Raw genomic sequence first — 26,638 nt, 5'->3', positions numbered from 1 at the left:
GTGGGAGCGGGCTTGCTCGCGAATGCGGTGTGCCAGGCAGCACATTCGTCAACTGATCCACCGCATTCGCGAGCAAGCCCGCTCCCACAGTGGATTTTCACCATTTTCGAAATGGAGTCATTCATGTCTGGTTTCTGGAACCAAGCCTTCGACCTCAGCGGTCGTTGCGCGGTGATCACTGGTGGCGCCGCCGGCATCGGCCTGGCCTGCGCCACCTTGCTGGCGGAACGCGGCGCCCGGGTGGCGCTGCTCGACCGCGACCCGGCCGTGGTCGAGGTGGCCGCTAGCCTGGGTGCCGGGCACCTGGGCATTGCCGTCGACCTCGGCCAGGTCGGCCAGATACAACCCACCATCGACCGTGTATTCGCGAATTTCCAACGCCTGGATTACCTGATCAACAGTGCCGGTGTAGTGCTGCTGGACAAGGCCATCGAGGTCAGCGAAAGCGCCTGGGACACCACCCTGGACATCAACCTCAAGGCCAGTTTCTTCGTGGCCCAGGCCTGTGCCAGACATATGCTCGCCCAAGGCAGCGGGCGCATCGTCAACCTGGCGTCCCAGGCCGCCGTGATTGGCCTGGACCGTCACGTCGCCTACTGCGCCAGCAAAGCCGCGATCGTCGGCATGACCAAAGTGTTGGCCATGGAGTGGGCGCCGCAGGTGAACGTCAACGCCATCTCCCCCACCATCGTCGAAACCGCCCTGGGCAAAAAAGCCTGGGCCGGCGAGGTGGGTGAACGGGCCAAATTGCAGATCCCGGCGGGGCGCTTTGCCCAGCCGGAAGAAATCGCCGGGCTGGCGCTGTACCTGCTCAGCGATGCCGCGCAGATGATCACCGGTGCCAACATGGTGATCGACGGCGGCTACAGCATTCAGTAATTCATCGTTATGTCGTGAGGTTTTGTCATGTCCACCGTCACCGAACGCACACCTGAACAACTCGCCCCAAGCATCCCGAAAACCATGCAGGCCGTGGTCTGCCACGGCCCGGAAGACTACCGCCTGGAAACCGTCGACGTGCCCACCCCCGGCCCCGACGAGATCCTCACCAAGGTCGAGCTGTGCGGCATTTGCATGGGCGATATCAAGACCTATCGCGGCGCGCCGTCGTTCTGGGGCGATGCCGAGCAACCGCGCTACGTGAAACCACCGATGATCCCCGGCCATGAGTTCGTGTGCCGCGTGGTCGCCCTTGGCCCAGGCGCCGAGAAGCGTGGCGTGGCCGTGGGTGACCGGGTGATCTCCGAGCAGATCGTGCCGTGCTGGGGCTGCCGCTTCTGTAACCACGGCCAGTACTGGATGTGCCAGAAGCACGACCTGTATGGCTTCCAGAACAATGTGCAGGGCGCCATGGCCCAATACATGATCTTCACCAAGGAAGGCATCATCCACAAAGTGCCGGAATCCATCGCCCCCGATGAAGCGATCCTGATCGAACCCTTGGCCTGCTCGCTGCACGCAGCGGAGCGCGCCAACGTCGACCATGACGACATCGTGGTGGTTGCCGGCGCCGGCACCCTGGGCCTAGGCATCATCGGTGCGGTGCGGTTGCGCAACCCCAAAAAGCTCATCGTGCTGGACATGAAACCCGAACGCGCCGCCCTCGCCCTGCGGATGGGCGCCGACGAAGTGTGGAACCCGGCCGAGGTGGATGTGCTGGCGAAAATCCGTGAGATCACCGATGGCTACGGCTGCGACATCTATATCGAAGCGACCGGGCACCACAAGGCGGTGAACCAGGGCCTGGCGATGCTGCGCAAGCTGGGGCGCTTTGTGGAGTTCAGCGTGTTCAATGACGAGGCTACGGTGGATTGGTCGATCATCGGCGACCGCAAGGAGCTGGATATTCTCGGCTCGCACCTGGGGCCGTATATGTACCCCAGGGCCATCGACTTTATCGGCAACCGCAAAATCGACATGCGCGATGTGGTGACCCACAAGTTTGCGCTGGCGGATTTCAAGGAAGCGTTTGCGGTGATGGAGCGCGGCGATAAATCGCTGAAGGTTGTGCTCGAACCCTGATTGCAGCGACAACACACAACCCTGTGGGAGCTGGCTTGCCTGCGATGACGGTGCACCAGATAAAAATGCGCCAACTGACACACCGCCATCGCAGGCAAGCCAGCTCCCACAGGGGAATAGTGCCGCCCCTTAGAACAAGAACACAGGAACCCGCGTTATGAATCGAGTCATCAACGATCCCGACCAAGTGGTCGAAGACATGCTGCGCGGCATCCTGGTCGCGCACCCTGAACTGCGTCAGTACGAAACCAACCCACGGGTCATCGTCAAGGCCAGGCCATCCGCCCAAGGCCGCGTCGGCATTGTCACCGGCGGCGGCTCCGGGCATGAGCCGGCGTTTCTCGGTTATGTAGGCCCAGGCCTGGTGGATGCGGTGGCCGTCGGCGAGATTTTTTCCTCGCCCACCGCCAAAAGCTTTTTCGACGCCTTCCGCGCTGCCGACCATGGTGCAGGCGTTGCCTGCCTGTATGGCAACTACGCGGGCGACAACATGAACGTGAAGCTGGCGATGAAAATGGCCGCCAGCAAAGACATGCGCATCCGTACGGTGGTCGCCAACGACGACGTGGCGTCCGCGCCCAAGGCCGACATCGCCAAGCGTCGCGGCGTGGCCGGGGAGATCTTCATGTGGAAGATCGGCGGTGCCGCCGCTGCCCAGCATTACGACCTGGACGGCGTGATTCGGGTGGCACAGAAAACCGTCGACCACTGCCGCTCGATTGGTATCGGCCTTACACCGTGCACCATCGCCGCGGTGGGCAAGCCCAACTTCCAGATTCCCGACGGCCAGATGGAACTGGGTATCGGCCATCATGGCGAACCGGGCATTGAAGTCGTCCCGATTGAACCGGCCGCCGCCATGGCCGAGCGCATGCTGGCGCCGATCCTCGCTGACCGCGATTTCAGCCAGGACGACAGCGTGGTGGTGTTGGTTTCTGGCCTTGGCGCCACGCCGGTGATGGAGTTGTATATTTTCTACGCCGAGGTGGAAAAACAGCTCAAGGCCAAAGGCTTGAAGATTCACCGTTGCTACGTGGGCAACTACTTCACGTCCCTGGAAATGATGGGCGTGACCTTGACCCTGCTCGGCCTCGACGCCGAGCTGAAAACTCTGATCGACCAACCCTGCCGCTCCATCGGCATGACCCAGGCGGAGTGATCCATGAGCCAGCATTTTTCCACCCATGACGGTAGCGCCATTGTCGCCGACCTGGTCAGCGTGATCGTGGCCAACCGTGAGTACCTCAGCGAAGTCGACGGCGCCATAGGCGACGGCGACCATGGCATCAACATGGCCAAGGGCTTTGCCCATTGCGGCCGCACGATCCAAGGCCGCCAACTGACCCTGGCCGAAGCCCTGGACGAACTGACCCTGAGCCTGATGGAAGGCATCGGCGGCTCCATGGGGCCGTTGTATGGCAGCCTGTTTATCGGCATGGCCGACGAAGTGCGCGGCCGTGAAGACATCGACGCCGCCACCTTTGCTCACCTGCTGCGCGGCGGCTTGACCTCGTTGCAGGACATCACCGAAGCGGGCGTGGGCGACAAGTGCTTGATGGATACGTTGATCCCGGCGGTGGAGGCTTTTGAACGGGCGCAGGCGTCGGGAGCGTCGTTCAACGATGCGCTCGAAGCGATGAAAAGCGCTGCTTCTCAGGGGCGGGATTCGACGAAGGACCTGGTGGCCAAGATTGGCCGGGCCAGTCGTTTGGGTGAGCGTTCGCTGGGGGTGCTGGATGCGGGGGCGGTGTCGTGCTGCCTGATCCTTACGCAGTTGGCGGACTCGATTAAACCCCGTTTGACCTGACATGGCCGAAAACCAATGTGGGAGCGGGCTTGCTCGCGAATGCGGAGTGTCAGCCAGCAAATCTATTGACTGATATACCGCATTCGCGAGCAAGCCCGCTCCCACAAGGGATTACCTGGTTTTCAGTACTGGCTTACCAGAACCGCTGCTGGGTCAAGCGGCTCCACCAAGTCAACAGCACCCGGTCCACCGAACCGCTGGCCGCCAGGCCAACGCGCTCTTGCAGGCTCTTACGCTCGGCATAGTGCAGGTGGAACACTTCGGCAGTTTTTGCCTTGGTCGCCAGGTATTCGTCGCTGGTTTGCAGCTCATCGACCAGTTGCTTGTCGAGGGCGGCGACGCCCAGCCACACTTCACCGGTCGCCACCTCGTCAATCGCCAACTGTGGGCGGTAACGCGAAACGAAGTTCTTGAACAACTGGTGGGTAATGTCCAGGTCTTCCTGGAACTTCTCCCGGCCCTTCTCGGTGTTTTCGCCGAACACGGTGAGCGTGCGCTTGTATTCACCGGCCGTCAGCACTTCAAAGTCGATGTCGTGCTTTTTCAGCAGGCGATTGACGTTGGGCAACTGCGCCACCACGCCAATGGAGCCGAGAATGGCGAACGGTGCGCTGATGATCTTCTCGCCGATGCACGCCATCATGTAGCCGCCGCTGGCCGCCACTTTGTCGATGCACACCGTCAATGGCACGCCGGCCTGGCGAATACGCGCCAGTTGCGAAGAGGCCAGGCCATAGCTGTGCACCATGCCGCCGCCGCTTTCCAGGCGCAGCACCACTTCGTCCTTGGGCGTGGCCAGGCTCAGCAGTGCGGTGATTTCATGGCGCAGGCTTTCGGTGGCCGAGGCCTTGATGTCGCCGTCGAAATCCAGCACGAATACCCGTGGCTTGGCCTCGGGCTTCTTCTTGTCTTTCTTCTTTTCGGCTTTACTTTCGGACTTGCGCAGGGCCTTGAGCTGGTCTTTGTCGAGCAGGCTCGACTCCAGGCGCTCGCGCAAGCCCTTGTAAAAATCATTCAGCTTGCTGACCTGCAATTGGCCGGCGGATTTACGACGACCTTTGCTGCGCAGTGCTGCAAAGCTGATCAGTACCACCAGAATAGCGACCACCAGGGTGACGGTCTTCGCCAGAAAGCTCGCGTATTCGGCCAGAAAATCCATATGTCTCCTTAAAAAAAGCACTGCGCCAGGCGCGGATGGCCCCAGCATACCGACGCCACCGCGAAGGAGCCAGTGATCAAACCGCCAGCAGGCGGGCTCCAACGCGCTTTTAAAACAAGCGTATGTTTTTTCATTGACAGCTCGCAGGCATCCTCATAACCTCGCCAGACTTTCAACGTACCGGGAAAACGGACGTGGGCAGCATTTATCTGATTCGACATGGCCAGGCCTCCTTCGGTGCAGACGACTATGACGTCCTCTCGCCCGTTGGCGTGGAACAAGCGCAAGTGCTCGGTCGCCACCTGGCAGACCTGGGCATTGCCTTTGACCGCTGCATCGCCGGCGACCTGCGTCGCCAGCAGCACACCGCCAGCGCCACGTTCGATCAGTACCGCGCCCTGGGCTTGCCGGTGCCAGCATTGGAAACAGACAGCGCGTTCAACGAGTTCGACGGCGAAGCGATTATTCGCGGCCTGTTGCCCGACCTGCTCGGCAGTGAACCGGATGCCGTGCACATCCTGCGCAATGGCCCGCAGAACCGCAGCGAGTTCCAGCGCATTTTCGCCCTCATCATCGAACGCTGGCTGGCCGGCACCTATGATCCACCGGGGCTTGAAAGCTGGCTGGGGTTTGTCGAGCGGGTCCAGGGTGGCTTGCAGCGCATCCTTGAAGCCGCGAACCACACCGACAAAATCGCCGTATTCACCTCCGGCGGCACCATCACCGCCCTGCTCCACCTGATTACCCGAATGCCTGCCGCCCAGGCCTTCGACATGAACTGGCAAATTGTTAACACCTCGCTCAACCACCTGAAGTTCCGTGGTCGCGAGGTGGCACTGGCTTCCTTCAACAGTCATGCCCACTTGCAACTGTTGAAGGCGCCGCAGCTCATCACTTTCCGATGAACTGCGGCCAACCGTGACCCCAAGGTCACTGGACTCTACCCTTAAGGATCGAAACCATGACTGACGTAGCTAAAGCAGTAGAAGCAATGAAAGCCAAATTCAACCCAAGCGCTGCCGTAGGCTTGGACCTGGTATTCGGTTTCCGTATCGACGACACCAAGAATTTCTCGCTGGTGGTCAAGGACCAGACCTGCGAGCTTAAAGAAGGTGAAAACCCTGACGCTCAGGTCACCCTGGTGATGGACAGCGAAACCCTGGAAGGCATCGTCGACGGTTCCACCGACGGCATGCAAGCGTTCATGGGCGGCAAGCTGCGCACCGAAGGCGACATGATGCTGGCGATGAAGCTGAGCGAGCTGTTCCCTTCCTGATTCAAGGGCAACCCTGAATGCTGATCCCGCCTCACCAGGCGGGATTTTTTTGCCTGCATTCTCGCAGTGAATAAAGCCCTCTGTGGGAGCTGGCTTGCCTGCGATGGCATCTACTCCCTTTTCCGGACACACCGCGGCGCCTGTATCGCAGGCAAGCCAGCTCCCACAGAAAAGCAAATCCGCAGGGGTGCTCAGGGTTTTGGTTGCAACAGTAACGCCACCAATGCACTCCAGCCGGTCTGGTGTGAAGCCCCCAACCCTCGCCCTGTCTCCCCATGAAAATACTCATGGAACAACACCAGGTCACGACTGGCCGGGTCCTCCTGCAACTGCGCATACCCCGCCATCGACGGCCGCACCCCGTTTTCATCCCTGAGAAACAACCGCGTCAGCCGCTCGCTGAGGCTGTCAGCCACCTCCTCCAGTGACGCCAGATACCCACTGCCCGTCGGGTACTCCACGGAAAAATGCTCCGCGTAATAGCGATGAAACTCGCGCAACGATTCAATCAACATGTAGTTCACCGGCATCCACAGCGGCCCGCGCCAATTGGAGTTGCCGCCGTACAAGCGTGAGTCGGATTCACCGGGTTGGTAACTGGCACACAGGGTGTCGCCATTCATCTTCAGCGCCAGGGGCTGCTCAGCGAAGGCCTTGGACAGGGCGCGCACGCCAAAGGCCGACAAGAACTCCTGATCATCCAACATGCGCCGCAGCAAATCCTTGGTGCGTTCACCGCGCAGCAGCGCCAGCAACAGGCGGTTGCCCTGCCCCGGCTCGGTCCAGCGCGAAACCAGCCTGGCCAGGTCTGGCCGATGATGCATAAAACCCAGCAGGCGCTCGCGCAAGCCTTCCAGGCCTTCGTGCTCGCGCTGTTCCAGCACCAGCACCGCGAACAGCGGCATTAACCCGACGATGGAGCGCAGGCGCACCGGTTCGCTCTGGCCATCAGGGCGGTGCAGCACGTCGTAGAAAAACTGGTCCTGCTCATCCCACAAGCCTTCGGCGCTGTCATCGACGCGGTTGATGGCGCCTGCGATGTAGAGAAAGTGCTCGAAAAACTTCACAGCAATATCCACATACACCCCATTACGCTTGGCCAGTTCCAGGCCGATGCGCATCAGGTCCAGGGCATAGGCCGCCACCCAGGCGGTGCCGTCGGCCTGGTCCAACTGGTAGCCCGGCGGCAACGTGGCCGAACGGTCGAACAAGGCGATGTTGTCCAGGCCCAGGAAACCGCCCTGGAACAGGTTGCGGCCCTCGGCGTCCTTGCGGTTGACCCACCAGGAGAAATTCAACAACAGTTTGTGAAAGATCCGCTCCAGAAAATCCATGTCACCCACGCCGGTCAGTGCCTTGTCCTGCTGATACACGCGCCAGCTGGCCCAGGCATGCACGGGCGGGTTGGCGTCGTCAAAGCGCCATTCATAGGCCGGCAATTGGCCGTTGGGGTGCATGAAGCGGTCCTTTACCAGCAACAACAGCTGTTGCTTGGCGTAACCAGGATCGATCAGCGCGATGGCCACTGCCTGGAAACCTTGATCCCAGGAGGCGTACCACGGGTACTCCCAAGTGTCGGGCATGGAGAGGATGTCGAAGTTGGACAGGTGCCGCCAATGGGTATTGCGGATGTGCAAGCGCTCGGGCGGTGGCGCCGGCTGGGCCGGGTCACCGTCGAGCCACTGGTTCACGTCAAAATAGTACAACTGCTTGGACCACAGCAGGCCTGCCAGGGCCTGGCGTTGCACATTGCGCGCATCGTCATCGGTAAGGCCCTGTTGCAAGACCGCGTAGAAGTCATCGGCCTCCTGGCGGCGCTGTTCGAACAGCTTGCGCGCATTGACATCGGGCGCGTCCACAGGCGCAAAGCGCAGGTAAAGGGTTTTGCTTTCCTGGCCCGCCAGTTCAAGGGTGAAATGCGCGGCCACTTTGGTGCCCGCGTCCCGGCGAATGGCCGACTCAACCCCGCCCACCACGTAATCGTTGATCCCATCCTTGAACGGCCCCGGCGCCGGTTGCCCGTCCAGTTTGGGTCGGTTGGTCTGGTTTTCACAGAACAGCCATTGCCCCCCCTCCTGGCCCCAGGCGCTGAGGTGGCGATCATCGAGTTCATGATGACGAGCCAGCACTCGCTCACCGTCCAGCGTCAAGCTGGGCTTGGGTGCATCGAGCGTCCAGCTCCAGTCATTGCGCGCCCAGAGCTGGGGCAGTACCTGCAGGCGTGTGGGTTGGTCCGAACGGTTATGCACGGTGACGCGCATGAAGATATCGTCGGGCTGATGCTTGGCATATTCGACGCTGATGTCGCAGTAGTGGTTGTCTGCAAACACACCGGTATCGAGGATTTCATACTCGGCGTCCGTCAGCCCGCGACGGGCGTTTTCGGCGATCAGGTCGGCGTACGGAAAGGCCGCATGGGGGTATTTGTAGAGCATGCGCATATAGGCATGGCTCGGCACGCCATCGACGAAAAAGTACAGTTCCTTGACGTCTTCACCGTGGTTGCCTTCGGCGTTGTTGAGGCCGAACAGGCGCTCCTTGAGGATTGCATCGCGCTCGTTCCACAGCGCCAGGCCCAGGCACCAGCGTTGTGCCTTGTCACTGAAACCGGCCAAGCCGTCCTCGCCCCAGCGATAGGCGCGGCTGCGTGCGTGCTCATGGGGGAAGTAGGCCCAGGCGTCGCCGTCGGCGCTGTAGTCTTCGCGCACCGTGCCCCATTGGCGTTCACTCAAGTACGGGCCCCACTCGCGCCACCGCTCGGCGTGTTGCGTTGCCAGGCGCTGGCCTTCAATGGTGCCCAGCAGGTTGGTTGCGGGTTTGGCCGTCATCGGGTCCTCCTTCACCTACACAGTGAGGCGCAGTGTAGAGCGCAATGACGCCCGCTTGCACATGAAGACTTGGACGCAGGGTCAACTCATTCATTTGCAGAATGAAGTCCAGAGGAATCTTCGTTTGCAAGCCAGCCGGCGGCTCAACAAAATCAGGCAAAGGCCACGTTCATCGCTCCAGTCATCAGGAATTTTTCTATGCACGCCACCGCCCATGTCAGCCCCGATGAGATCCGCAAGGGCTTTTCAAAGGCCATGTCCGACATGTATCGAGATGAAGTGCCCTTGTATGGCGCGCTGCTGGAGTTGGTGGCCGAGACCAATGCCCGCGTGCTCGACAGCGAACCGGCCCTGGCGCACCACCTGCAACGTACCGGCGAAATCCAGCGCCTGGACATGGAACGCCACGGCGCCATCCGCCTGGGCACCGCTGCGGAACTGGCAACCATCAGCCGTTTATTCGCGGTGATGGGCATGCAACCGGTGGGCTACTACGACCTCACCCCCGCCGGCGTGCCCGTGCACTCCACCGCCTTTCGCGCCGTACATGAACACGCGCTGCAAACCAGCCCGTTTCGCGTGTTCACCTCATTGCTGCGCCTGGAACTGATCGAAAACCCCGACCTGCGCGCCTTCGCCGAAAGCGCCCTGGCTAAGCGCTCGATCTTTACCGCCGAGGCCTTGGCCTTGATCGAACAAGCAGAAACCCAAGGCGGCTTGAATGCCAGCGACGCCGAGGCTTTTATCCGCCAGGCCCTGGAGACGTTCCGCTGGCACCACACTGCCACGGTCACCGGTGCCCAGTACCAGCAACTCAGCGACCAGCACCGCCTGATCGCCGATGTCGTCGCCTTCAAGGGCCCGCACATCAACCACCTCACCCCACGCACCCTGGACATCGACCAGGTGCAGGCCGCCATGCCCGGCAAAGGCATCACCCCCAAAGCCGTGATCGAAGGCCCACCCCGGCGCCAGTGCCCGATCCTGCTGCGCCAGACCAGCTTCAAGGCCCTGGACGAACCCATCGCCTTCACCGACGCCCACGGCAGCCACAGCGCGCGCTTCGGCGAAATCGAACAACGCGGCGTCGCGCTCACGCCCAAAGGCCGCGCCCTGTACGACCAACTGCTGAACGCCGCCCGCGACGAACTCGGCACCTTCCCCAATGAAGCCAACGCCGAACGCTATGTGCACTTGATGGAGCAGCACTTTCACGCCTTCCCCGATAACTACCCGCACATGCGCGAACAGGGCTTGGCGTATTTTCGCTACTTCGTCACCGATAAAGGCCTGGCAGCACGCAGCCATGCCGACCAGCCCCGCACATTGGAGGGGCTGGTCAACGCCGGCCATGTGGCGGTGGAACCGCTGGTGTACGAGGATTTTCTGCCGGTCAGTGCGGCGGGAATTTTCCAGTCAAACCTGGGGGATGGGGCGCAGAGTCACTACGCGGGCAACTCCAACCGAGCGGCCTTCGAACAGGCGCTGGGACGCAGGACGATTGATGAGTTGCAGTTGTATCAGCAGACGCAGCAGCGCTCTATGGATATATGCGTTGAAACGCTGTTGAAATGACTGAACGCCAGGCGCCACGGCCTTAATGGTAACCACGATGCGAAGCGAGTCGCTCTTGATCTGGCTCTTGATCTGCTTGTGATCTTGATCTCAGGCGCCCCGTTAAACCACGCTGGCCGGAATTCGACAGGGATTTGGGGGGTAAACCGGCAGGGATGCCGGTTTAGCCGCCCCGCGCCATGGATGGCGCGTGGCGGCGGCCCCCCAAATCACTGGCGGATTACGGGCACACCGAGCCTAAGCGAGGTGCCGAGTGGTGGGGCAAGAGCGTTTTGCTTACTTTTGCGCTGTTCAAAAGTGAGCCGCCGTCAGGGCGGAACCCTAAGTGGCCGTTACCGTAGCAATGGATATGTACACCATCCAACTGTGTTGCCTGCAAGGCCGCCTTCGCGAGCAAGCCCGCTCCCACAGTTTGATCTCTGAGTGTCAGGTAGATAGGTGTTGGCTGACAGGCCGCTATCGCAGGCAAGCCAGCTCCCACATTTGGACTGCCGGGGTGTCAGGTGGATAGGCGTCGGCTGGGAGGCCGCCATCGCAGGCAAGCCAGCTCCCACAGGCAGCATTTCCATCCCGACCGATTCAGCCCTGTGTTGCATGAATTCTGAGGATGCCCACCCGGCTCAACAACGCAATCCTTGCGCCGCAACAAGCCCCAGAGCCGAGTGGACGGGGCGCATCATAAGGAGTGAAACGGCACTTGTCCTCCAAACAATTCTGAACAAATGTGCACATTCCAAATGTGTGGCGAGGGATTGCTCAACCCAGCCGCCCCACAATTTCGTCTTTGACCAATAGCCGTTTCTTCTTCAGCTTTTCCACCTCCTCATCGCTGGCACTGGCTTTTTCCGCCGCCAGCACCTCCCCGTCGGCAGCATCATATTGGGTGAGCAACGAATCCAACCGTTTGTCCTGCGCCCTGCGTTCGTGAACAACTTCCTTGCTCAACCCCAAGTCCTGATACAGGTCGTGTTTCACTGGCATGGCGTACCTCCACAGATTGATCGATGGTCTACGCCCTTGAAGCTAGCCCATTCCAACCGGTCTTGTCATGTTTGAGATCAATCGCATCCCGTTCGTCGCGGCGCATGCGATGGGATCAAACCTTTGCCCCACCCTGCCCTCAACTGTAGATCGCCACCCCAGGGAGAACGGTTTTATGAATCACGTTGCCACTGCTGCCGACACCCAATGCATCAACACCCTGCGCACCCTGGCCATGGATGCCGTGCAGAAGGCCAACTCGGGCCATCCGGGCACGCCCATGGGCCTGGCGCCGGTGGGTTATACGTTGTGGAGTCGCTTCCTGCGTTATCACCCCGAGCATCCCGACTGGCCCAACCGTGACCGTTTTGTATTGTCGGTGGGGCATGCCTCGATGCTGCTGTATTCGCTGTTGCACCTGGCCGGTGTGGTGGAGATCGATGCCCATGGCCAGCGCTCGGGCCAGCCGGCTGTCAGCCTGGACGATATCAAGCAGTTCCGGCAGATCGGCTCCAAGACCCCTGGCCATCCCGAGTACCGCATGACCACCGGCGTGGAAACCACCACGGGCCCGTTGGGCCAGGGCTGCGCCAACAGCGTGGGCATGGCCATGGCCGAGCGCTGGCTGGCTGAGCGCTTCAACCGCGACGGCCAGGTGCTGTTTGACTACGACGTCTACACCCTGTGCGGTGACGGCGACATGATGGAAGGCATCAGCAGCGAAGCCGCGTCCCTGGCCGGGCATTTGAAGCTCGATAACCTGTGCTGGATCTACGACAACAACACCATCAGCATCGAGGGCCACACTGAGCTGGCGTTCAGTGAAGACGTGATCCAACGCTTCCGGGCCTATGGCTGGCACACCGTACACGTCACCGATGCCAATGACTTGCAGGCGTTGAGCGTGGCGCTGGAAACCTTCAAGGCCAATACTGGTGCCCCCACCTTGATCGTGGTGGACAGCGTGATCGGCTACGGCTCACCGCACAAACACAACACCGCTGCGGCCCATGGCGAGCCACTGGGCGAGGACGAGATTCGCCTGACCAAGGCCGCCTATGGCTGGCCGCAGGATTCAAGTTTTCTGGTGCCCGAAGAGGCCCGCACACTGCTGCGCGATGCTCTTTACGAACGTGCCGAACCGCTGTTTGCCGAATGGAACCAGACTCTGGCCGCCCTCGACCCGCAACGAGCCGATGAACTGCAACGCATGCGCGCCGGGGAAATGCCCGAACAATGGCAAGCGCACCTGCCAGACTTTGCCGCCGATGCCAAAGGCGTCGCCAGCCGTGCCTCGGGCGGCGAGGTATTGAATGCCTTCGCCCAACAGATCCCCTGGCTGCTGGGCGGTTCGGCAGACCTGTCGCCCTCGACCAAGACCAACCTCACCTTCGACGGTGCCGGGCGTTTCAGCGCCGATGACTACAGCGGGCGCAACCTGCACTTCGGTATCCGCGAACACGCCATGGGCGCGATTGCCAATGGCATGGCGCTGTCCTACCTACGCCCGTACACCTCGACCTTCCTGGTGTTCAGCGACTACATGAAACCGCCGATCCGCCTGGCGGCGATCATGGAGTTGCCGGTGATCTTCGTGTTTACCCATGACTCCATCGGCGTCGGCGAAGATGGGCCGACACACCAACCTATCGAACACCTGACCCAATTGCGCGCCACCCCGGGGCTGTTGACCCTGCGCCCAGGCGATGCCAATGAAACCCTGGAACTGTGGAAGGTGGCACTGGCACAAACCCATCGGCCCAGCTGTATGGTGTTATCGCGCCAGGCACTGCCGACCCTCGACCGCAACCACTATGCCGCCGCCTCCGGTGCGGCCAAAGGTGCCTATGTGTTGGCCGGTGCAGATCAACCTGAAGTCATCCTGATCGCCACCGGCAGCGAAGTCAGCCTGGCGGTGGCCGCGTATGAGCAGCTCAAAGAGCAAGGCATTGGCGCTCGGGTGGTGTCGATGCCCAGTTGGGAGTTGTTTGAAGACCAGGAGCAAGCCTACCGTGACAGCGTCCTGCCACCGGCGGTGAAAGCCCGCGTAGTGGTGGAGCAAGCGGGGCCCTTGGGATGGGACCGCTACGTCGGGCAGACCGGCGCCAAAGTGGTGATGAACAGCTTCGGCGCCTCGGCCCCGCTGGCCAAGTTGCAGGAGAAGTTCGGGTTTACCCTGGAGAATGTGGTGAAGCTGGCCAAAGAGCAGATCCAGCACAACCTCACTGACTAACACTGGGCTTAATGTGGGAGCGGGCTTGCTCGCGAAGACGTCGGCCCAGCACACATTGATGTTGACTGACCTGCCGCTTTCGCGAGCAAGCCCGCTCCCACAGGACTGGCATCTGGGCTTGCCCCTCCCACATTTTGGACATCAGCACCCGTTAGATCAGTGATTGGGCTAGATAAGGTGCGGTGCGGCTGTGTTTGCTCTTGGCAACCTTTTGCGGCGTACCGCACGCCACCACCTTCCCGCCCAGGTCCCCTGCCCCCGGGCCGATATCAATCACCCAATCACTTTGGGCCACCACGCGCATTTCGTGCTCCACCACAACCACCGTATGCCCTGCCTCCACCAAATGATTCAACTGGCTGAGCAAACGATCGACGTCCTTGGGGTGCAAGCCGGTGGTGGGTTCGTCCAAGACATACAAGGTGGCGCCCCGGGCGTTACGTTGCAGTTCGGTGGCGAGTTTGATGCGTTGGGCTTCACCGCCGGACAGCTCGGTAGCCGGCTGCCCCAGGCGCAGATAACCCAGGCCGATATCGCGCAGCACGACTAACGAACGCAGGATGCCCGGCTGCTCGGCAAACACCTGCACCGCCTGCTCCACCGTCAGCCCCAGCACCTGGGCGATGTTCAAGCCCTGCCATTTGATCGCCAGGGTATCGGGGTTATAGCGCGCGCCGTGGCAGGTCGGGCATGGCGCGTACACGCTGGGCATGAACAGCAATTCAACGCTGACAAAACCTTCACCCTCACAGTTCGGGCAACGGCCCTTGGCGACGTTGAAGGAGAACTGCCCGGCATCGTAGTCGCGCTTCCTGGCCGCTGGCGTGGCGGCGAACAGTTTGCGCACGTTGTCGAACAGCCCGGTGTAGGTCGCCAGGTTGGAGCGCGGCGTGCGGCCGATGGGCTTCTGGTCCACCTGCACCAGGCGCTGGATGTGTTCCAGCCCGGCGCTGATGCGCCCGCCACTGGCTTGCGGTGCGGCATCCTCCAGGCTCGGTTCGTCGTCGCTTTCCAGCACGCGCCCCAGGCCCGTGCCCACCAACTCCAACAGCGCCTGGCTGACCAGGCTGGATTTGCCCGAGCCGGAAATACCGGTCACCGCGGTGAAACAGCCCAGTGGGAAATCCACGTTCAAATCTTTAAGGTTATTTCGCGTCACGCCCTCCAGCGTCAGCCACCCGGCCGGCTCGCGGCTTGGCGCATTGGTCGGGCGAGGTTGGGCAAACAGGTATTCGCGGGTCTGCGAGGCCTCGACATCCGCCAACCCTGCGGGTGGCCCGCTGTACAGCACTTGCCCGCCATGCTCGCCGGCAGCCGGGCCCACGTCGATCAGCCAGTCGGCGCGGCGCATGGTTTCCAGGTCATGTTCCACTACAAATAGTGAATTGCCTGCGGCTTTCAAACGATCAAGCGCAGTGAACAACGCCTCGCCATCCGCCGGGTGCAGACCCGCCGACGGCTCATCGAGCACATAAATAACGCCGAACAACTGCGAACCCAATTGGGTGGCCAGCCGCAGACGCTGCAACTCCCCGGACGACAAGGTCGGCGTGCTACGCTCCAGGGACAGATAGCCCAGGCCCAGCTCGATCAAGGTGTTGACCCGCTCGAGCAAGTCCTGGGCGATGCGTTGGGCCGCCAGGCGTTTCTCCACCGACAGCTTCATGGTGTCTTGCCCCGCTGCCACCGGCCGCAGCAAGTCGGCCAATTGCGCCAGGGACAATTGCGACAACTCGCCGATATCCACCCCGGCAAACTTCACCGACAGCGCCGCCTGGGTCAGGCGCTTGCCCTCGCACAAGGGGCAGGCACTGCCTTGCATGAACTGCGACACGCGCTTTTTCATCAGCGCGCTTTGGGTGTGGGCGAAGGTGTGCAGGATATAGCGCCGAGCGCCGCTGAAGGTGCCTTGGTAACTGGGCTCCAACTTGCGTTTCAATGCCTCGCGGGTCTGCTGTGGAGTGAAGCCGGCGTACACCGGTACGGTGGGGGTTTCTTCGGTGAACAGAATCCAGTCGCGCTGCTTTTTCGGCAGCTCGCGCCACGGGATGTCCACGTCATAGCCCAGGGTCACGAGGATGTCGCGCAGGTTCTGGCCCTGCCACGCCAACGGCCAGGACGCCACTGCACGCTGGCGGATGGTCAAGGACGGATCGGGCACCATCAGCGCCTCGGTCACTTCATACACGCGGCCCAGGCCGTGGCATTGCGGGCACGCGCCCTGGGGCAGGTTCGGCGAGAAGTCCTCGGCGTACAACATGGCCTGCCCTTTCGGATAACGGCCGGCGCGGGAGTAGAGCATGCGGATCAAGCTCGACAAGGTGGTGACACTGCCCACCGACGAGCGCGCACTGGGAGTACCGCGTTGCTGTTGCAGGGCCACGGCGGGCGGCAAGCCTTCGATGCTGTCTACATCTGGCACGCCGACTTGGTCGATCAAGCGCCGCGCATAGGGCGCCACCGATTCGAAATAGCGGCGCTGGGCCTCGGCATACACCGTGGAAAACGCCAGGGACGATTTGCCGGAGCCAGACACGCCGGTAAATACCACCAGGGCGTCCCGGGGAATATCCACATCGACATTACGCAAGTTATGTTCACGGGCGCCACGCACCCTGACAAAGCCCGTTTGCTGGGCGGTGAGCGGCGGGATGTTGCGCGTTGATGTCATGGGCAACCTTGTCTTGCGCTTAGCACCCTGCGCACGCGTTGGGTCAGGGCATCGGGGCTGTAGGGTTTGCTCAGCAGGTGGATATCGGCGCTGAGCAGATTATTGGAAGACAGAATGTCGCGGGTATGACCAGAGGTAAACAGCACCGGCACCGGCGGGTTCTGCGCGCGGGCCCAAGTGGCCAGGTCGGTGCTCTTGACCCGACCGGGCATCACCACGTCGGTAAAGATCAGGTCCGGCGACACGCCGCGCTGCAACACTTGCATCGCGCGGTCGCCATCTTCGGCGGTCAGTACGGTATAGCCCGACTGCTGCAGCAACTCGACCACCGTCAGGCGCACGCCTTCGTTGTCTTCGACCACCAGGATGGTTTCCTGGCCGCTGCCTTGCGGATCCGCATCACTGTCGTCGTCAAAGCATTCAGGCTCCAGGCAGTGGGGAAAATACATCTGCACCACCGAGCCCTTGCCCTCCTCGCTCCACATGTCCACATGCCCGCCGCTCTGGCGCACAAAACCGAACACCATGCTCAGGCCCAGGCCGGTGCCGTGGCCTTCGCGCTTGGTGGTGAAGAAGGGTTCGAATGCACGCTTGAGGGTCGCCTCGGACATGCCCACGCCGGTGTCGGCCACCGCCAGGCGCACGTATTCGCCGGGCTTGATGCTTTTACCGACGCAATCGTGCGGGTTGAGGATGACGTTTTCCCCGGTGATACGAATCACACCCTCGCCCTGCATGGCATCCCGGGCGTTGATCGCCAGGTTGAGCAACGCGTTTTCCAGCTGGTTGCGGTCGACATTGATGCACCAGGAATCCTGGGGCAATTGCACGTCGATATGAATGGTTTCCCCCAGCGCCCGTTGCAACAGCTCGCCCAGGCCGGCGTAGATGCGCTGCGGGTTGTACACCGCCGGCGACAAGGGCTGGCGACGGGCAAAGGCCAGCAGTTGCGAGGACAGCTTGGCCCCACGTTCCACGGCGGCGATGGCGGCGGTGACGCGACGTTGCACCTGGGGGTTGTCCGGCTCATGCCGGGCAAGCAAATGCAGGTTGCCGGCGATCACTTGCAGCAGGTTATTGAAGTCATGGGCCACGCCACCGGTCAGGCCGCCAATCGCTTCCAGCTTCTGTGACTGGCGCAACTGGTCTTCGGCGGCCGACCGCGCCTGCACTTCAGCGGCCACGCGTTGCTCCAGATTATGGGTGAGCTCCTGGCGCACCCGCTCGGACTTCACCAGTTCGGTGGTTTCCACCACAATCGCCAGCACCCCGGCCGGCTGTTGGTTGTCCCCGGCCACGGGGCGGTAATAGAGGTCCAGCCATACGCTTTCCGGTTGGCCGTGACGCGATAGCACCAGCTCCTTGTTATTGAACGACAAGGTGCCGCCCGCCAGGCACGTATCCACCACATGCCGATTGAACTCGGCCACTTCCGGCCAGCCCAGTTCCACCGGTGTACCCAACAGGTAGGGATGGCGCCCGCCGGCAAATGCCGAATAGCTGTCGTTGTAGATCATGTACCCCGCCCGCCCCCACAGCATCACCATCGGCACGGGTGAGGCCAGCATCATTTGCACGGTGCACGCCAGGCTCGTGGACCACTGATCCAAGGGGCCAAGGTCGGTGCTGGACCAGTCAAATGTGCGAATCCGCTGGGCCATTTCGCCGGCCCAGCCTTCACAGCCGTGGGGGTTGGATAAAAATTGCATGATTGGGCTCTGTGCGGGGACAAGACAGTCGCAAGTTTTGGAGCGCGCCGGCGATGGATGGTTTCATCTTGAATACACAGGAATGCAGAAACTACTGAACTCAATGAAAATCCCGGCTGCGCACCACAATCCCCTCCAGCAGCGGCGTCAAATCGGTGAGCCGCCCGGCGATCAAATGCCGCACCTCACCCACCGCCTCCCAACGGCCGTCCACCTTGAGCAAACGCGAGCCTACCAGCGCCTGGCGCTGACGCTCGGCCAGGTCGCGCCAGACCACCACATTGAGGTTGCCGAACTCATCTTCCAGGGTAACAAAGGTCACGCCGCTCGCCGTGCCTGGGCGCTGGCGGCCGGTGACCAGCCCGGCGATGCTCACGTTGCGCCCATGTTCCACCATTAGCAACTCCTGGGAACTGCGGCAGCGGCGCCGGCGTAACTCGGCGCGCAACAACGCCAGGGGATGGGGCCCCAGGGTGGTACCGAGGCTAGCGTAATCGGCGTGCAAATCTTCGCCTACCGTGGGCTCGGGCAATGCCACCCGCGTTTCATCGGGGCTCGGCAGGCCGGCAAACAAGCCCAGTTGCTGATGCACACCGGCCACGTCCCAGCGCGCCTGATGGCGGTTGCCGGCCAGGGCGCTCAAGGCCCCGGCGTCCGCGAGCAGCGCCTGGGCACGTGCATCCAGGCCGGCGCGGGCGTCCAGGTCAGCGATGTCGCTGAATGGTCGACGCTGACGCACCGCTTCGATACGCCGCCCATCGTCCTCGCGAAACCCCGAGATCATGCGCAGGCCCAGGCGAATCGCCGGTTGCTGGCCGTCGATGGGCTCCAGGCTGCAGTCCCAGTCACTGGCCTGCACATCCACGGGGCGGATCTGCAAGCGATGGCGCCGCGCGTCCTGCAGGATCTGGTCCGGGCTGTAGAAGCCCATGGGCCAGCTGTTGATCAGGGCGCAGGCGAAGGCCGCCGGTTCATGGCATTTGAGCCAGCAACTGGCATACGTCAGCAAGGCAAAACTGGCGGCGTGGGACTCAGGAAAACCATAGCTGCCAAAGCCCTTGATCTGCTCGAAAATCTGCGCGGCAAAGGCTTCGGTGTAGCCGTTTTTGAGCATGCCGGTGCGCAGGCGCTGCTGATGGGGCTCCAGGCCGCCGTGGCGTTTCCAGGCGGCCATGGAACGGCGCAACTGGTCGGCTTCGCCGGGGCTGTAGTCGGCGGCGACCATGGCGATTTGCATCACCTGTTCCTGGAACAGCGGGATGCCCAGGGTGCGCTCCAGCACGGCTTTCAATTGCGGCGACGGATAGGTCGTGGGCTCTTCATTGTTCCGCCGCCGCAAATACGGATGCACCATGCCGCCCTGGATCGGCCCGGGGCGCACAATGGCAACCTCGATCACCAGGTCATAAAACGTCTGCGGCTTGAGCCTGGGCAACATCGACATCTGCGCCCGCGACTCGATCTGGAACACACCGATGGTGTCGGCCTTGCTGATCATGGCGTAGGTGGCCGGGTCTTCCTTGGGAATCGTGGCCAGGCTCAAGTCTCGGTGGCGATGCCGGCGCAGCAAATCGAAGCAGCGGCGGATCGCGCTGAGCATGCCCAGGGCGAGGATGTCCACCTTGAGCAAACCAACGGCGTCGAGGTCGTCCTTGTCCCACTGGATAATGGTGCGCTCGGCCATGGCCGCATTTTCCACCGGCACCAGGGTGTCCAGCGGGTATTCGCTGATCACAAAGCCGCCAGGGTGCTGGGACAGGTGCCGGGGAAAACCGATCAGTTGCTGGGTGAGCGTCAAGACCCGGCGCAGCAGTGGGCTGTCCGGGTCGAAGCCGCTTTCACGCAGGCGCTCCAACGGTGGCGCTTCATCGCTCCAGCGCCCGCAGCAATCGGCCAAGGCGTTGATCTGGTCTGCCGGCAGCCCGAGGGCCTTGGCCACATCGCGTACTGCGCCTGTGGCGTGGTAACTGCTGACCACCGCCGTCAAGGCTGCACGGGTGCGGCCATAGCGCTGGAACACGTATTGCAGCACCTCTTCGCGGCGTTCGTGCTCAAAGTCCACGTCGATATCCGGCGGCTCGTTGCGCTCTTTGGACAGGAAGCGCTCGAACAGCAGGTTGGTCAGGCTCGGGTTGATTTCGGTGATGCCCAGGGCAAAACACACCGCCGAGTTAGCCGCCGAACCTCGGCCCTGGCACAGGATCGAACGGCTGCGGGCGAAGCGCACAATGTCATGCACGGTGAGGAAATAGCTTTCGTAGCCCAGTTCGCTGATCAGCTGCAGTTCACGCTGGATTTGCTGCAAGGTCTTGTCGTCGATGCCTTCGGGCCAACGCTGGGCGATGCCTTCTTCGGTGAGGGTGCGCAGCCAGGATTGGGCATCATGGCCTGCGGGCACCAGCTCGCGTGGATAGTGATAGCGCAGCTGGCCGAGGTCGAAAGTGCAGCGCCGCGCGATGGCGAGGGTTTCGTCCAGCAAGGCCTGGGGGTACAGCGCCGCCAGGGCATCCAGGCTGCGCAGGTGGCGTTCGCCATTGGGGTGCAGGCGCGTGCCGGCTTCGGCCACCGGCACGTGGTGGCGGATGGCGGTCATGGTGTCTTGCAGGGCCCGGCGGCCCCGCGCATGCATATGCACATCGCCGCAGGCCACGGCAGGGATTTGCAGGCTGTGGGCCAGTTGCAAGCGCTGTTGCAGATGGCGCGCATCGTCCTGGCCACAATGCAGGTGCACCGCCAGCCACAGGCGTTGGTCGAAGGTGCGGCGCAGCCAGTCGAGGCTGGCCTGGGTGTCGCTGTCTTGCGCCACCCACAACGCCAACAGGCCGGGCAGCGGTTGCTCGAAATCTTCCTGTAGCAGGCGATAGCGGCCCTTTTCAGCCCGCCGCCGGGCCAGGGTGATCAGCCGGCACAGGTGCTGATAACCGCTCAGGTTCTCCACCAGCAGCACCAGTTTCGGGCCGTTTTCGATGTGCATTTCACTGCCGATAATCAACGGCAAGTCAACGGCTTTGGCAGCTTGCCAGGCCCGCACGATGCCCGACAGCGTGCATTCATCGGTGATCGCCAGGGCGCTGTAGCCTTGGCGTTTTGCGCGCTCGAAAAGTTCCAGCGCACTGGAGGCGCCGCGCTGGAAGCTGAAATTGGACAGGCAGTGCAGCTCGGCATAACTCATGCACCGCCCTCCCTTGTAGGAGCGAGCTTGCTCGCGAAAAACCCGAGGGCACCGCGTTCATCCTGGTTTCCCGCGTTATCGTTGACGACCTTCGCGAGCAAGCTCGCTCCTACAGTAGGTGACGGCCCAAGGCTCATGCAAACCACCCTTGCAACCACAGCCCATCGCCTTGCCCCACCGTGCGATAGGCCCAACCCTGCTGGCCGGCGCGGGTCTGGACCAGGTAATAGTCGCGGCGCACATCGGCACCATCCCACCAGCCGGATTCAATGCGCTCCGGGCCCATCAGGATCTGTACGCCGTGTTCGGCCAGCAAGGTCGGTTGCGGCAATAACCAGCCTGGGCGCCGGACCTTGTTCAAGCTCGGGCACGGCTGGCTGTCGGTCGCGGCCTGCCAGGCGCATTCTGGGCGGTGGTCGGCCTGAAAACGCAGGCCCTGCACCGCCTCATCCCCCAGGCGCGCACGCAGGCGTTCGCGCAATTGTTCCCACGGCAGGGTTTGTTGCGGGCGGTCGTCGAAGAGGTCCTGGCGTTGCGGCACGAACACCGGCAAGTCCTCGGCCACCAGGCGCACGCCCCGCACCGGCGCGGTGACCTGTACCTGCTCCAGGCGCCCACGGGCCAGTTCGAACAACATCGAAGGCTCGCGCTCGGCGCTGAGCAGGCCCACCTTGATCACGCTGTCGTGTGTCTGGGCATGTTCCAGGTGCAGGTCAAAGCGCTGCACGCCACTGTCGCGGCCACACAGGAACGCCGACAGGTCGCCGGTCAAGCGCCGCAAGGGGAACAACAGCGCCTGGTGGGATTGCACGTCGAAATTCAACTCGATGCGTGCATCGAACTGGTCCGGCGGTTGATAAAAATCCAGGGCCAATGGTCGCTGCCCACTCAGGGCGTCGAGGTGCTTGAGCAGGCTGGCGTCAAAGCGTCGCGCCAGGGTATGCCGGGGCAAGGCCTGCACCTGGGCCAGGCTGCGCAGGCCCATGCGCGACAAGGCGGTGGCGGCCTGGGGTTCAAGGCCCGCCCGGTCGATAGGCAGCGACGCCAGGGCCTGCATCAAGGCGCTGTCATCGGCCACGGCCAGGCCGTCGTAGCCGTTTGCCAATACCCGCGCCGCCGCCGGGTTGGGCGCAGCGACGATGCGGTGACGAAAGCCAAGCTCGGTCAGCTCTTTGCGCAAACGCGCCTCGAGTTGCGGCCAGGGCCCGAACAGGCCCAGGCTCGATTCGATCTCGAATAACAAGGCCCGTGGGTAATACAGGCTGACCTGGGAGCTGAAGCGATAGGCCCAGGCGGCCAGAAACTGCTGCAACCGCTCAATCTCCAACGGGTCGTATTCGACACAGGCAAACTGCTTGGCCAGGGCATGGGCTGCCGTCAACGATTGCCCGGGGCGCAGGCCCAAGGCGCGGGCGGCGGCGTTGACGGCTTGCAACACGCGCCGCTGCGGCGTGCCGGCCAGCAAAGCCAGCGGCTGCTCGGGTTCGGGGTGCACACGCTGTGCCCCGTCCAGCGCCAATTGCGGGAAGACAATACACACCCAACGCATGGCAACCTCAATGCCCCGCCAGGGCAATCGGCGCCGGATGGGCCAGCCCGCCACGGCACTTGAGCACCCGCACTTGCGCGGGCCTGGCCTCGACCGCCAGGCGCAGAGCGGCGGGCGAGGCATTGATCGCCTCGCTAAGGGAGCGCCAGGCAAACGCCAGGGTCTGCCCGGTTTCGGCCGCCACCTGCAAACGCCGCAAGGCGCGATCATCGGCCTTGCGCGGCCAGCACAACACCGCACCGCAACTGCCCGAACGCAGGCATTGCTCCACCGCCCACAGTGCGTCGCGCTCCTCGGCCCGGATAATGGATAACTGGCGCACATCCACCCCGGCGTTCTGCCACGCATGGGGATAGGGGGTATAGGGCGGCGCCACCAGCACAATGCGCTCGCCCAGGGCCGACAAGCGCGCCAGTGTGGGCAGCACCAGTTGCAACTCGCCCACCCCGTCCTGGGCCATCAGGATTTCACTCAAGGCCGATTCCGGCCAGCCGCCACTAGGCAGCACCGCATCCAGCGCCGCCAGCCCCGTGGGATGTACGCTGGCCGGTGGCGCGGCGGGCCGGCCCTTCCAGACTCGCCCGCCATTGAACAGCGAGTCCAGGGCAACCACGGCGCCCATCAGCCTTGCCTCACCAGGCCGCAGAACACGCCTTCGATGGCCAGGTCCTGCTCGGGCCCGACCACGATGGGTTGATACGCCGGGTTGCGCGGCAACAGGCGAACCCTGTCGCCGTGGCGCTCGAAACGCTTGATGGTGACGTCACCGTCCAGGCGCGCCACCACAATCTGCCCGTTCAAGGCTTCGACAGTGCGGCGTACGCCCACCAGGTCGCCATCGAGAATGCCATCTTCAATCATCGAATCGCCCTGCACTCGCAGCAAGTAGTCGGGGGTTTTGGCGAAGGTGGCGGGGTCCAGTTGCAAGCGGCTGTGCACCTCGGCATCGGCGCCAATCGGCCGACCGGCCGCCACGCGGCCGAGCACCGGCACATCCAGCCACTCGGGACGCGCCGGTTGATTGAGCAAGCGAATGCCACGGGCCTGGTTGGGGTTGACCTCTATAAACCCGGCTTCGGTCAGCGCCACCACATGCTTGCGGGCGACGCTGCGCGAGGCGAAGCCGAACGCCTCGGCGATCTCGGCGAGGCTGGGAGGCTGGCCTTGTTGCGCGATGCGCTCGCGGATGAAGGTCAGGATGGCGGTGCGGCGGGGAGTCAGGTTTGTCATGGAGTACATTTGTACTCCTGTGGGAAATTTCTGACAATAACCGTCAGTCTGCTCGTTGCCACATACCTGCGGGCTTGCTCGCGAAAGCGGTGGGTCAGTTGTCACATGTGCTAGCGGATACACCGCCTTCGCGAGCAAGCCCGCTCCCACATGAAGGCATAGGTATCTACATAACTCTGTAGGTTGTAGCCGACGACGGTAACCACGATGCGAAGCGAGCCGCTCTTGATCTTGCTCTTGATCTGCTTTTGATCTTAGGCGCCCCGTCAAACCACGCTGGCCGGAATTCGACAGGGATTTGGGGGGTAAACCGGCAGGGATGCCGGTTTAGCCGCCCCGCGCCATGGATGGCGCGTGGCGGCGGCCCCCCAAATCACTGGCGGATTACGGGCACACCGAGCCTGAGCGAGGTGCCGAGTGGTGGGGCAAGAGCGTTTTGCTTACTTTTGCGCTGTTCAAAAGTGAGCCGCCGTCAGGGCGGAACCCTAGGTGGCCGTTACCGCAGGAATGGATAGGTACACAATCCAACTGTGTTGACTGTCAGACCGCCTTCGCGAGCAAGCCCGCTCCCACAGTTTGATCGTGGTGTGTCAGGTTGATAGGCGTCGGCTGCCTAATCGTCACGGGAGCAAGCTCCCTCGCCACAGATTCAGCGTCGTGCCGAAGTTGTGTAGATACCTATGCACAGGAAGGCATACCTCACCACCCCTCTTTCAACATCCGCACCTCCAGATGCTGCAACAACATAATCGTCTTGCCATCCACAATCTCCCCACTTTGCACCATCGCCAGCGCCTGCTCGAAGCCCAGCTCCAACACCTCGATATCCTCGCCCTCTTCTTCCAGGCCACCACCCGCCCCCACTCGGTCGCCTGGCTGGTATTCACCGATAAAAAAGTGAATCCGCTCGGTTACCGATCCTGGGCTCATGAACGCCGCGTAGATTTTCTCCACATGCCCCACGCGATAGCCGGTCTCTTCCTCGGCCTCCAGGCGGATGCGCTCTTCGGCGCTGGCGTTGTCGAGCAAACCGGCTGCCGCTTCAATCAGGTAGCCGGGGTAATCGTTGACGAACGTAGGCATGCGGAACTGGCGAATCAGCAACACCGTGCGTTGTTCGCGGTTGTACAACAGGATGGTGGCACCGTTGCCCCGGTCATACACCTCGCGGGTCTGGGCTTGCCAACTGCCGTCGCGACGGCGCAGGTCGAAGCTGTATTTCTTCAGCAGGTACCAGTTGTCCGAGAGGGTTTCTTCGGCGGTGATGCGCACGGGGCTGTTATTCATGTGTGGGCCTTTGCAGGTGGGGCAGGTTCAAGCCATCCACCCTATCAACCCGCACGAGGATTGTTCAATGCTGTAACACTTTCATCGGCCACGATCGTCGCATTAATGCCTGCCCGCCCAGGCCATCTGGTAAAACCCGTGCTTCACCTTTGTTCTGGAACCTTCATGTCTTCTGCTTTTATACCTCGCCGGGGCCTGCGCTGGTTTGTCTGGCTGTGCATGGCGGTGTTGATTGTCGGCCTGCCAGTCGGCTGCGCCGTGCTGCAACACAAAGAGCGCGAACTGGTATTTCGCATCGAGCCGGGAACCGCCGGCTGGTACACCGGCCTGCCCAAGGCGGTGCAGGAATTTGAACTCAAGCCCGCCAGTTTCAAAGCAGGGCAAAACATTCATGGCTGGTGGTACCCGACAGCCAACAAAGACGCGCCCGCTATCCTCTACTTGCACGGAGTACGCTGGAACCTCACGGGCCAATTGTTTCGCATCGAGCAATTGCATGCCCTGGGCTTTTCGGTCCTGGCCATCGACTATCGCGGCTTTGGCCAAAGCCAGGGCGACCTGCCCTCGGAAGCCACGGTGTACGAGGACGCGCGCATTGCCTGGGAACGTTTCCAGACCCTGCAACCAGACCCCGGCAAACGCCTGATCTACGGGCACTCCCTGGGGGGCGCGGTCGCCATCGACCTCGCCGCCGAGCTGGGCAAGCAGGTGCCGCTGCCGGTGCGCGGGCTGGTGATCGAGTCCACCTTCACCTCCCTGGCGGATGTCGCCACGGCCGTTGCCAACACCTCATTTCCGGTGCGCTGGTTGCTGTCGCAGAAGTTCGATTCCATCGACAAGATTGCCGACATCCACATGCCGCTGCTGGTGGTCCACGGCCTCGACGACCGCTACGTACCGCCGCGTTTCAGCCAGCAGTTGTTCGAAGCCGCCCAGCAACCCAAGCACCTGTTGCTGGTGCCAGGCGCCAGCCACAACAACAGCATGAACCTGGCCGGGCGCAGTTATGGCCAGGCGCTGGAAAACCTGATGCGCACAAAGATGCCCGCCCAGGTGGTGACACACTCCACAGGCCGCGATAACGCCTCATAAATTCGCTTTTCGGCACTGGGTTCGCGCTTGGCTGTCAAGCGCAAACC

The 26,638-nt window shown here is 62.3% G+C and carries 20 protein-coding genes; 9 read left to right on the top strand and 11 right to left on the bottom strand.

The window, feature by feature from the left end:
- The first annotated feature begins 123 nt into the window (after positions 1–123).
- The 4 genes from MF6394_RS19040 to dhaL all read left to right on the top strand — a co-directional run bounded on the left by MF6394_RS19040 (position 124) and on the right by dhaL (position 3,829).
- Positions 124–879: an SDR family oxidoreductase gene (locus tag MF6394_RS19040; protein ID WP_047711062.1), complete on the top strand. Its 756-nt coding sequence runs from the start codon at positions 124–126 to the stop codon at positions 877–879.
- Between the two features lie 27 nt (positions 880–906).
- Positions 907–2,022, top strand: coding sequence for an MDR/zinc-dependent alcohol dehydrogenase-like family protein (locus MF6394_RS19035; RefSeq protein WP_032876099.1), 1,116 nt, complete (start codon positions 907–909; stop codon positions 2,020–2,022).
- A 157-nt stretch (positions 2,023–2,179) separates the two neighbouring features.
- Complete coding sequence (locus MF6394_RS19030; RefSeq protein ID WP_078467285.1) at positions 2,180–3,181, top strand: dihydroxyacetone kinase subunit DhaK; 1,002 nt, start codon at positions 2,180–2,182, stop codon at positions 3,179–3,181.
- A gap of 3 nt (positions 3,182–3,184) precedes the next feature.
- Entirely contained in the window at positions 3,185–3,829 is a 645-nt protein-coding gene (gene dhaL / locus MF6394_RS19025) for a dihydroxyacetone kinase subunit DhaL (protein ID WP_044274324.1), read from the top strand.
- 133 nt (positions 3,830–3,962) lie between these two features.
- On the opposite strand, the gene sohB is transcribed toward dhaL, so the two are convergent.
- Both sohB and MF6394_RS33915 read right to left on the bottom strand, forming a co-directional pair.
- A complete protein-coding gene (gene sohB, locus MF6394_RS19020) occupies positions 3,963–4,988 on the bottom strand; it encodes a protease SohB (protein ID WP_032896860.1) in 1,026 nt (341 codons plus the stop codon).
- An 8-nt stretch (positions 4,989–4,996) separates the two neighbouring features.
- A complete protein-coding gene (locus tag MF6394_RS33915; protein WP_138183563.1) occupies positions 4,997–5,209 on the bottom strand; it encodes a hypothetical protein in 213 nt (70 codons plus the stop codon).
- Here MF6394_RS33915 and MF6394_RS19015 point away from each other — a divergent pair.
- Both MF6394_RS19015 and MF6394_RS19010 read left to right on the top strand, forming a co-directional pair.
- Positions 5,183–5,893 carry a histidine phosphatase family protein gene (locus MF6394_RS19015; protein ID WP_047711066.1) on the top strand — a complete coding sequence of 237 codons (711 nt, stop codon included), beginning with the start codon at positions 5,183–5,185 and terminating at the stop codon, positions 5,891–5,893. The two genes, MF6394_RS33915 and MF6394_RS19015, sit on opposite strands and share 27 nt — an antisense overlap.
- 56 nt (positions 5,894–5,949) lie before the next feature.
- A complete protein-coding gene (locus MF6394_RS19010; protein ID WP_078467284.1) occupies positions 5,950–6,264 on the top strand; it encodes an SCP2 sterol-binding domain-containing protein in 315 nt (104 codons plus the stop codon).
- 191 nt (positions 6,265–6,455) lie between these two features.
- Here the strand turns inward: MF6394_RS19010 and MF6394_RS19005 are convergent, their stop codons facing one another.
- Positions 6,456–9,092: an MGH1-like glycoside hydrolase domain-containing protein gene (locus tag MF6394_RS19005; RefSeq protein ID WP_078467283.1), complete on the bottom strand. Its 2,637-nt coding sequence runs from the start codon at positions 9,090–9,092 to the stop codon at positions 6,456–6,458.
- A 198-nt stretch (positions 9,093–9,290) separates the two neighbouring features.
- Here MF6394_RS19005 and hglS point away from each other — a divergent pair, with 198 nt between their 5' ends.
- Positions 9,291–10,667: a 2-oxoadipate dioxygenase/decarboxylase HglS gene (gene hglS, locus MF6394_RS19000; protein ID WP_047711069.1), complete on the top strand. Its 1,377-nt coding sequence runs from the start codon at positions 9,291–9,293 to the stop codon at positions 10,665–10,667.
- Positions 10,668–11,423: 756 nt separating this feature from the next.
- Here hglS and MF6394_RS18990 read toward each other — a convergent pair.
- Positions 11,424–11,648 (bottom strand): DUF465 domain-containing protein, encoded by a 225-nt coding sequence (locus MF6394_RS18990; RefSeq protein WP_003191862.1) that lies wholly within the window; start codon positions 11,646–11,648, stop codon positions 11,424–11,426.
- 175 nt (positions 11,649–11,823) lie between these two features.
- On the opposite strand from MF6394_RS18990, the gene tkt reads away from it, so the two are divergent.
- Positions 11,824–13,881 carry a transketolase gene (gene tkt / locus MF6394_RS18985; RefSeq protein ID WP_047711070.1) on the top strand — a complete coding sequence of 686 codons (2,058 nt, stop codon included), beginning with the start codon at positions 11,824–11,826 and terminating at the stop codon, positions 13,879–13,881.
- Positions 13,882–14,032: 151 nt separating this feature from the next.
- Here tkt and uvrA read toward each other — a convergent pair whose 3' ends face one another.
- From uvrA to MF6394_RS18945, 7 genes are all read right to left on the bottom strand, one after another.
- Entirely contained in the window at positions 14,033–16,552 is a 2,520-nt protein-coding gene (gene uvrA, locus MF6394_RS18980) for an excinuclease ABC subunit UvrA (protein WP_078467282.1), read from the bottom strand.
- Complete coding sequence (locus MF6394_RS18975; protein WP_078467281.1) at positions 16,549–18,261, bottom strand: ATP-binding protein; 1,713 nt, start codon at positions 18,259–18,261, stop codon at positions 16,549–16,551. Before MF6394_RS18975 ends, uvrA begins: the two co-directional genes overlap by 4 nt.
- Positions 18,262–18,361: 100 nt before the next feature.
- The gene (locus MF6394_RS18970; RefSeq protein ID WP_078467280.1) at positions 18,362–21,433 is read right to left on the bottom strand and encodes an error-prone DNA polymerase; all 3,072 of its coding nucleotides are present in this window, start codon (positions 21,431–21,433) and stop codon (positions 18,362–18,364) included.
- Positions 21,434–21,566: 133 nt separating this feature from the next.
- Positions 21,567–22,982, bottom strand: a complete 1,416-nt coding sequence (locus MF6394_RS18965) for a Y-family DNA polymerase (protein WP_078467279.1) — start codon at positions 22,980–22,982, stop codon at positions 21,567–21,569.
- Between the two features lie 7 nt (positions 22,983–22,989).
- A complete protein-coding gene (gene imuA / locus MF6394_RS18960) occupies positions 22,990–23,604 on the bottom strand; it encodes a translesion DNA synthesis-associated protein ImuA (RefSeq protein ID WP_003191873.1) in 615 nt (204 codons plus the stop codon).
- Positions 23,604–24,221 (bottom strand): transcriptional repressor LexA, encoded by a 618-nt coding sequence (gene lexA / locus MF6394_RS18955; RefSeq protein WP_044274343.1) that lies wholly within the window; start codon positions 24,219–24,221, stop codon positions 23,604–23,606. Before lexA ends, imuA begins: the two co-directional genes overlap by 1 nt.
- Positions 24,222–24,911: 690 nt before the next feature.
- Positions 24,912–25,499, bottom strand: a complete 588-nt coding sequence (locus MF6394_RS18945) for an NUDIX domain-containing protein (RefSeq protein ID WP_034135859.1) — start codon at positions 25,497–25,499, stop codon at positions 24,912–24,914.
- A 165-nt stretch (positions 25,500–25,664) separates the two neighbouring features.
- Here MF6394_RS18945 and MF6394_RS18940 point away from each other — a divergent pair, with 165 nt between their 5' ends.
- A complete protein-coding gene (locus tag MF6394_RS18940) occupies positions 25,665–26,591 on the top strand; it encodes an alpha/beta hydrolase (RefSeq protein WP_078467277.1) in 927 nt (308 codons plus the stop codon).
- Positions 26,592–26,638: the final 47 nt, after the last annotated feature.

This window comes from Pseudomonas sp. MF6394 (assembly GCF_002018845.1).
Classification (GTDB): Bacteria; Pseudomonadota; Gammaproteobacteria; order Pseudomonadales; family Pseudomonadaceae; genus Aquipseudomonas; species Aquipseudomonas lactis.
This window is presented reverse-complemented; position numbering and strand designations above follow the sequence as displayed.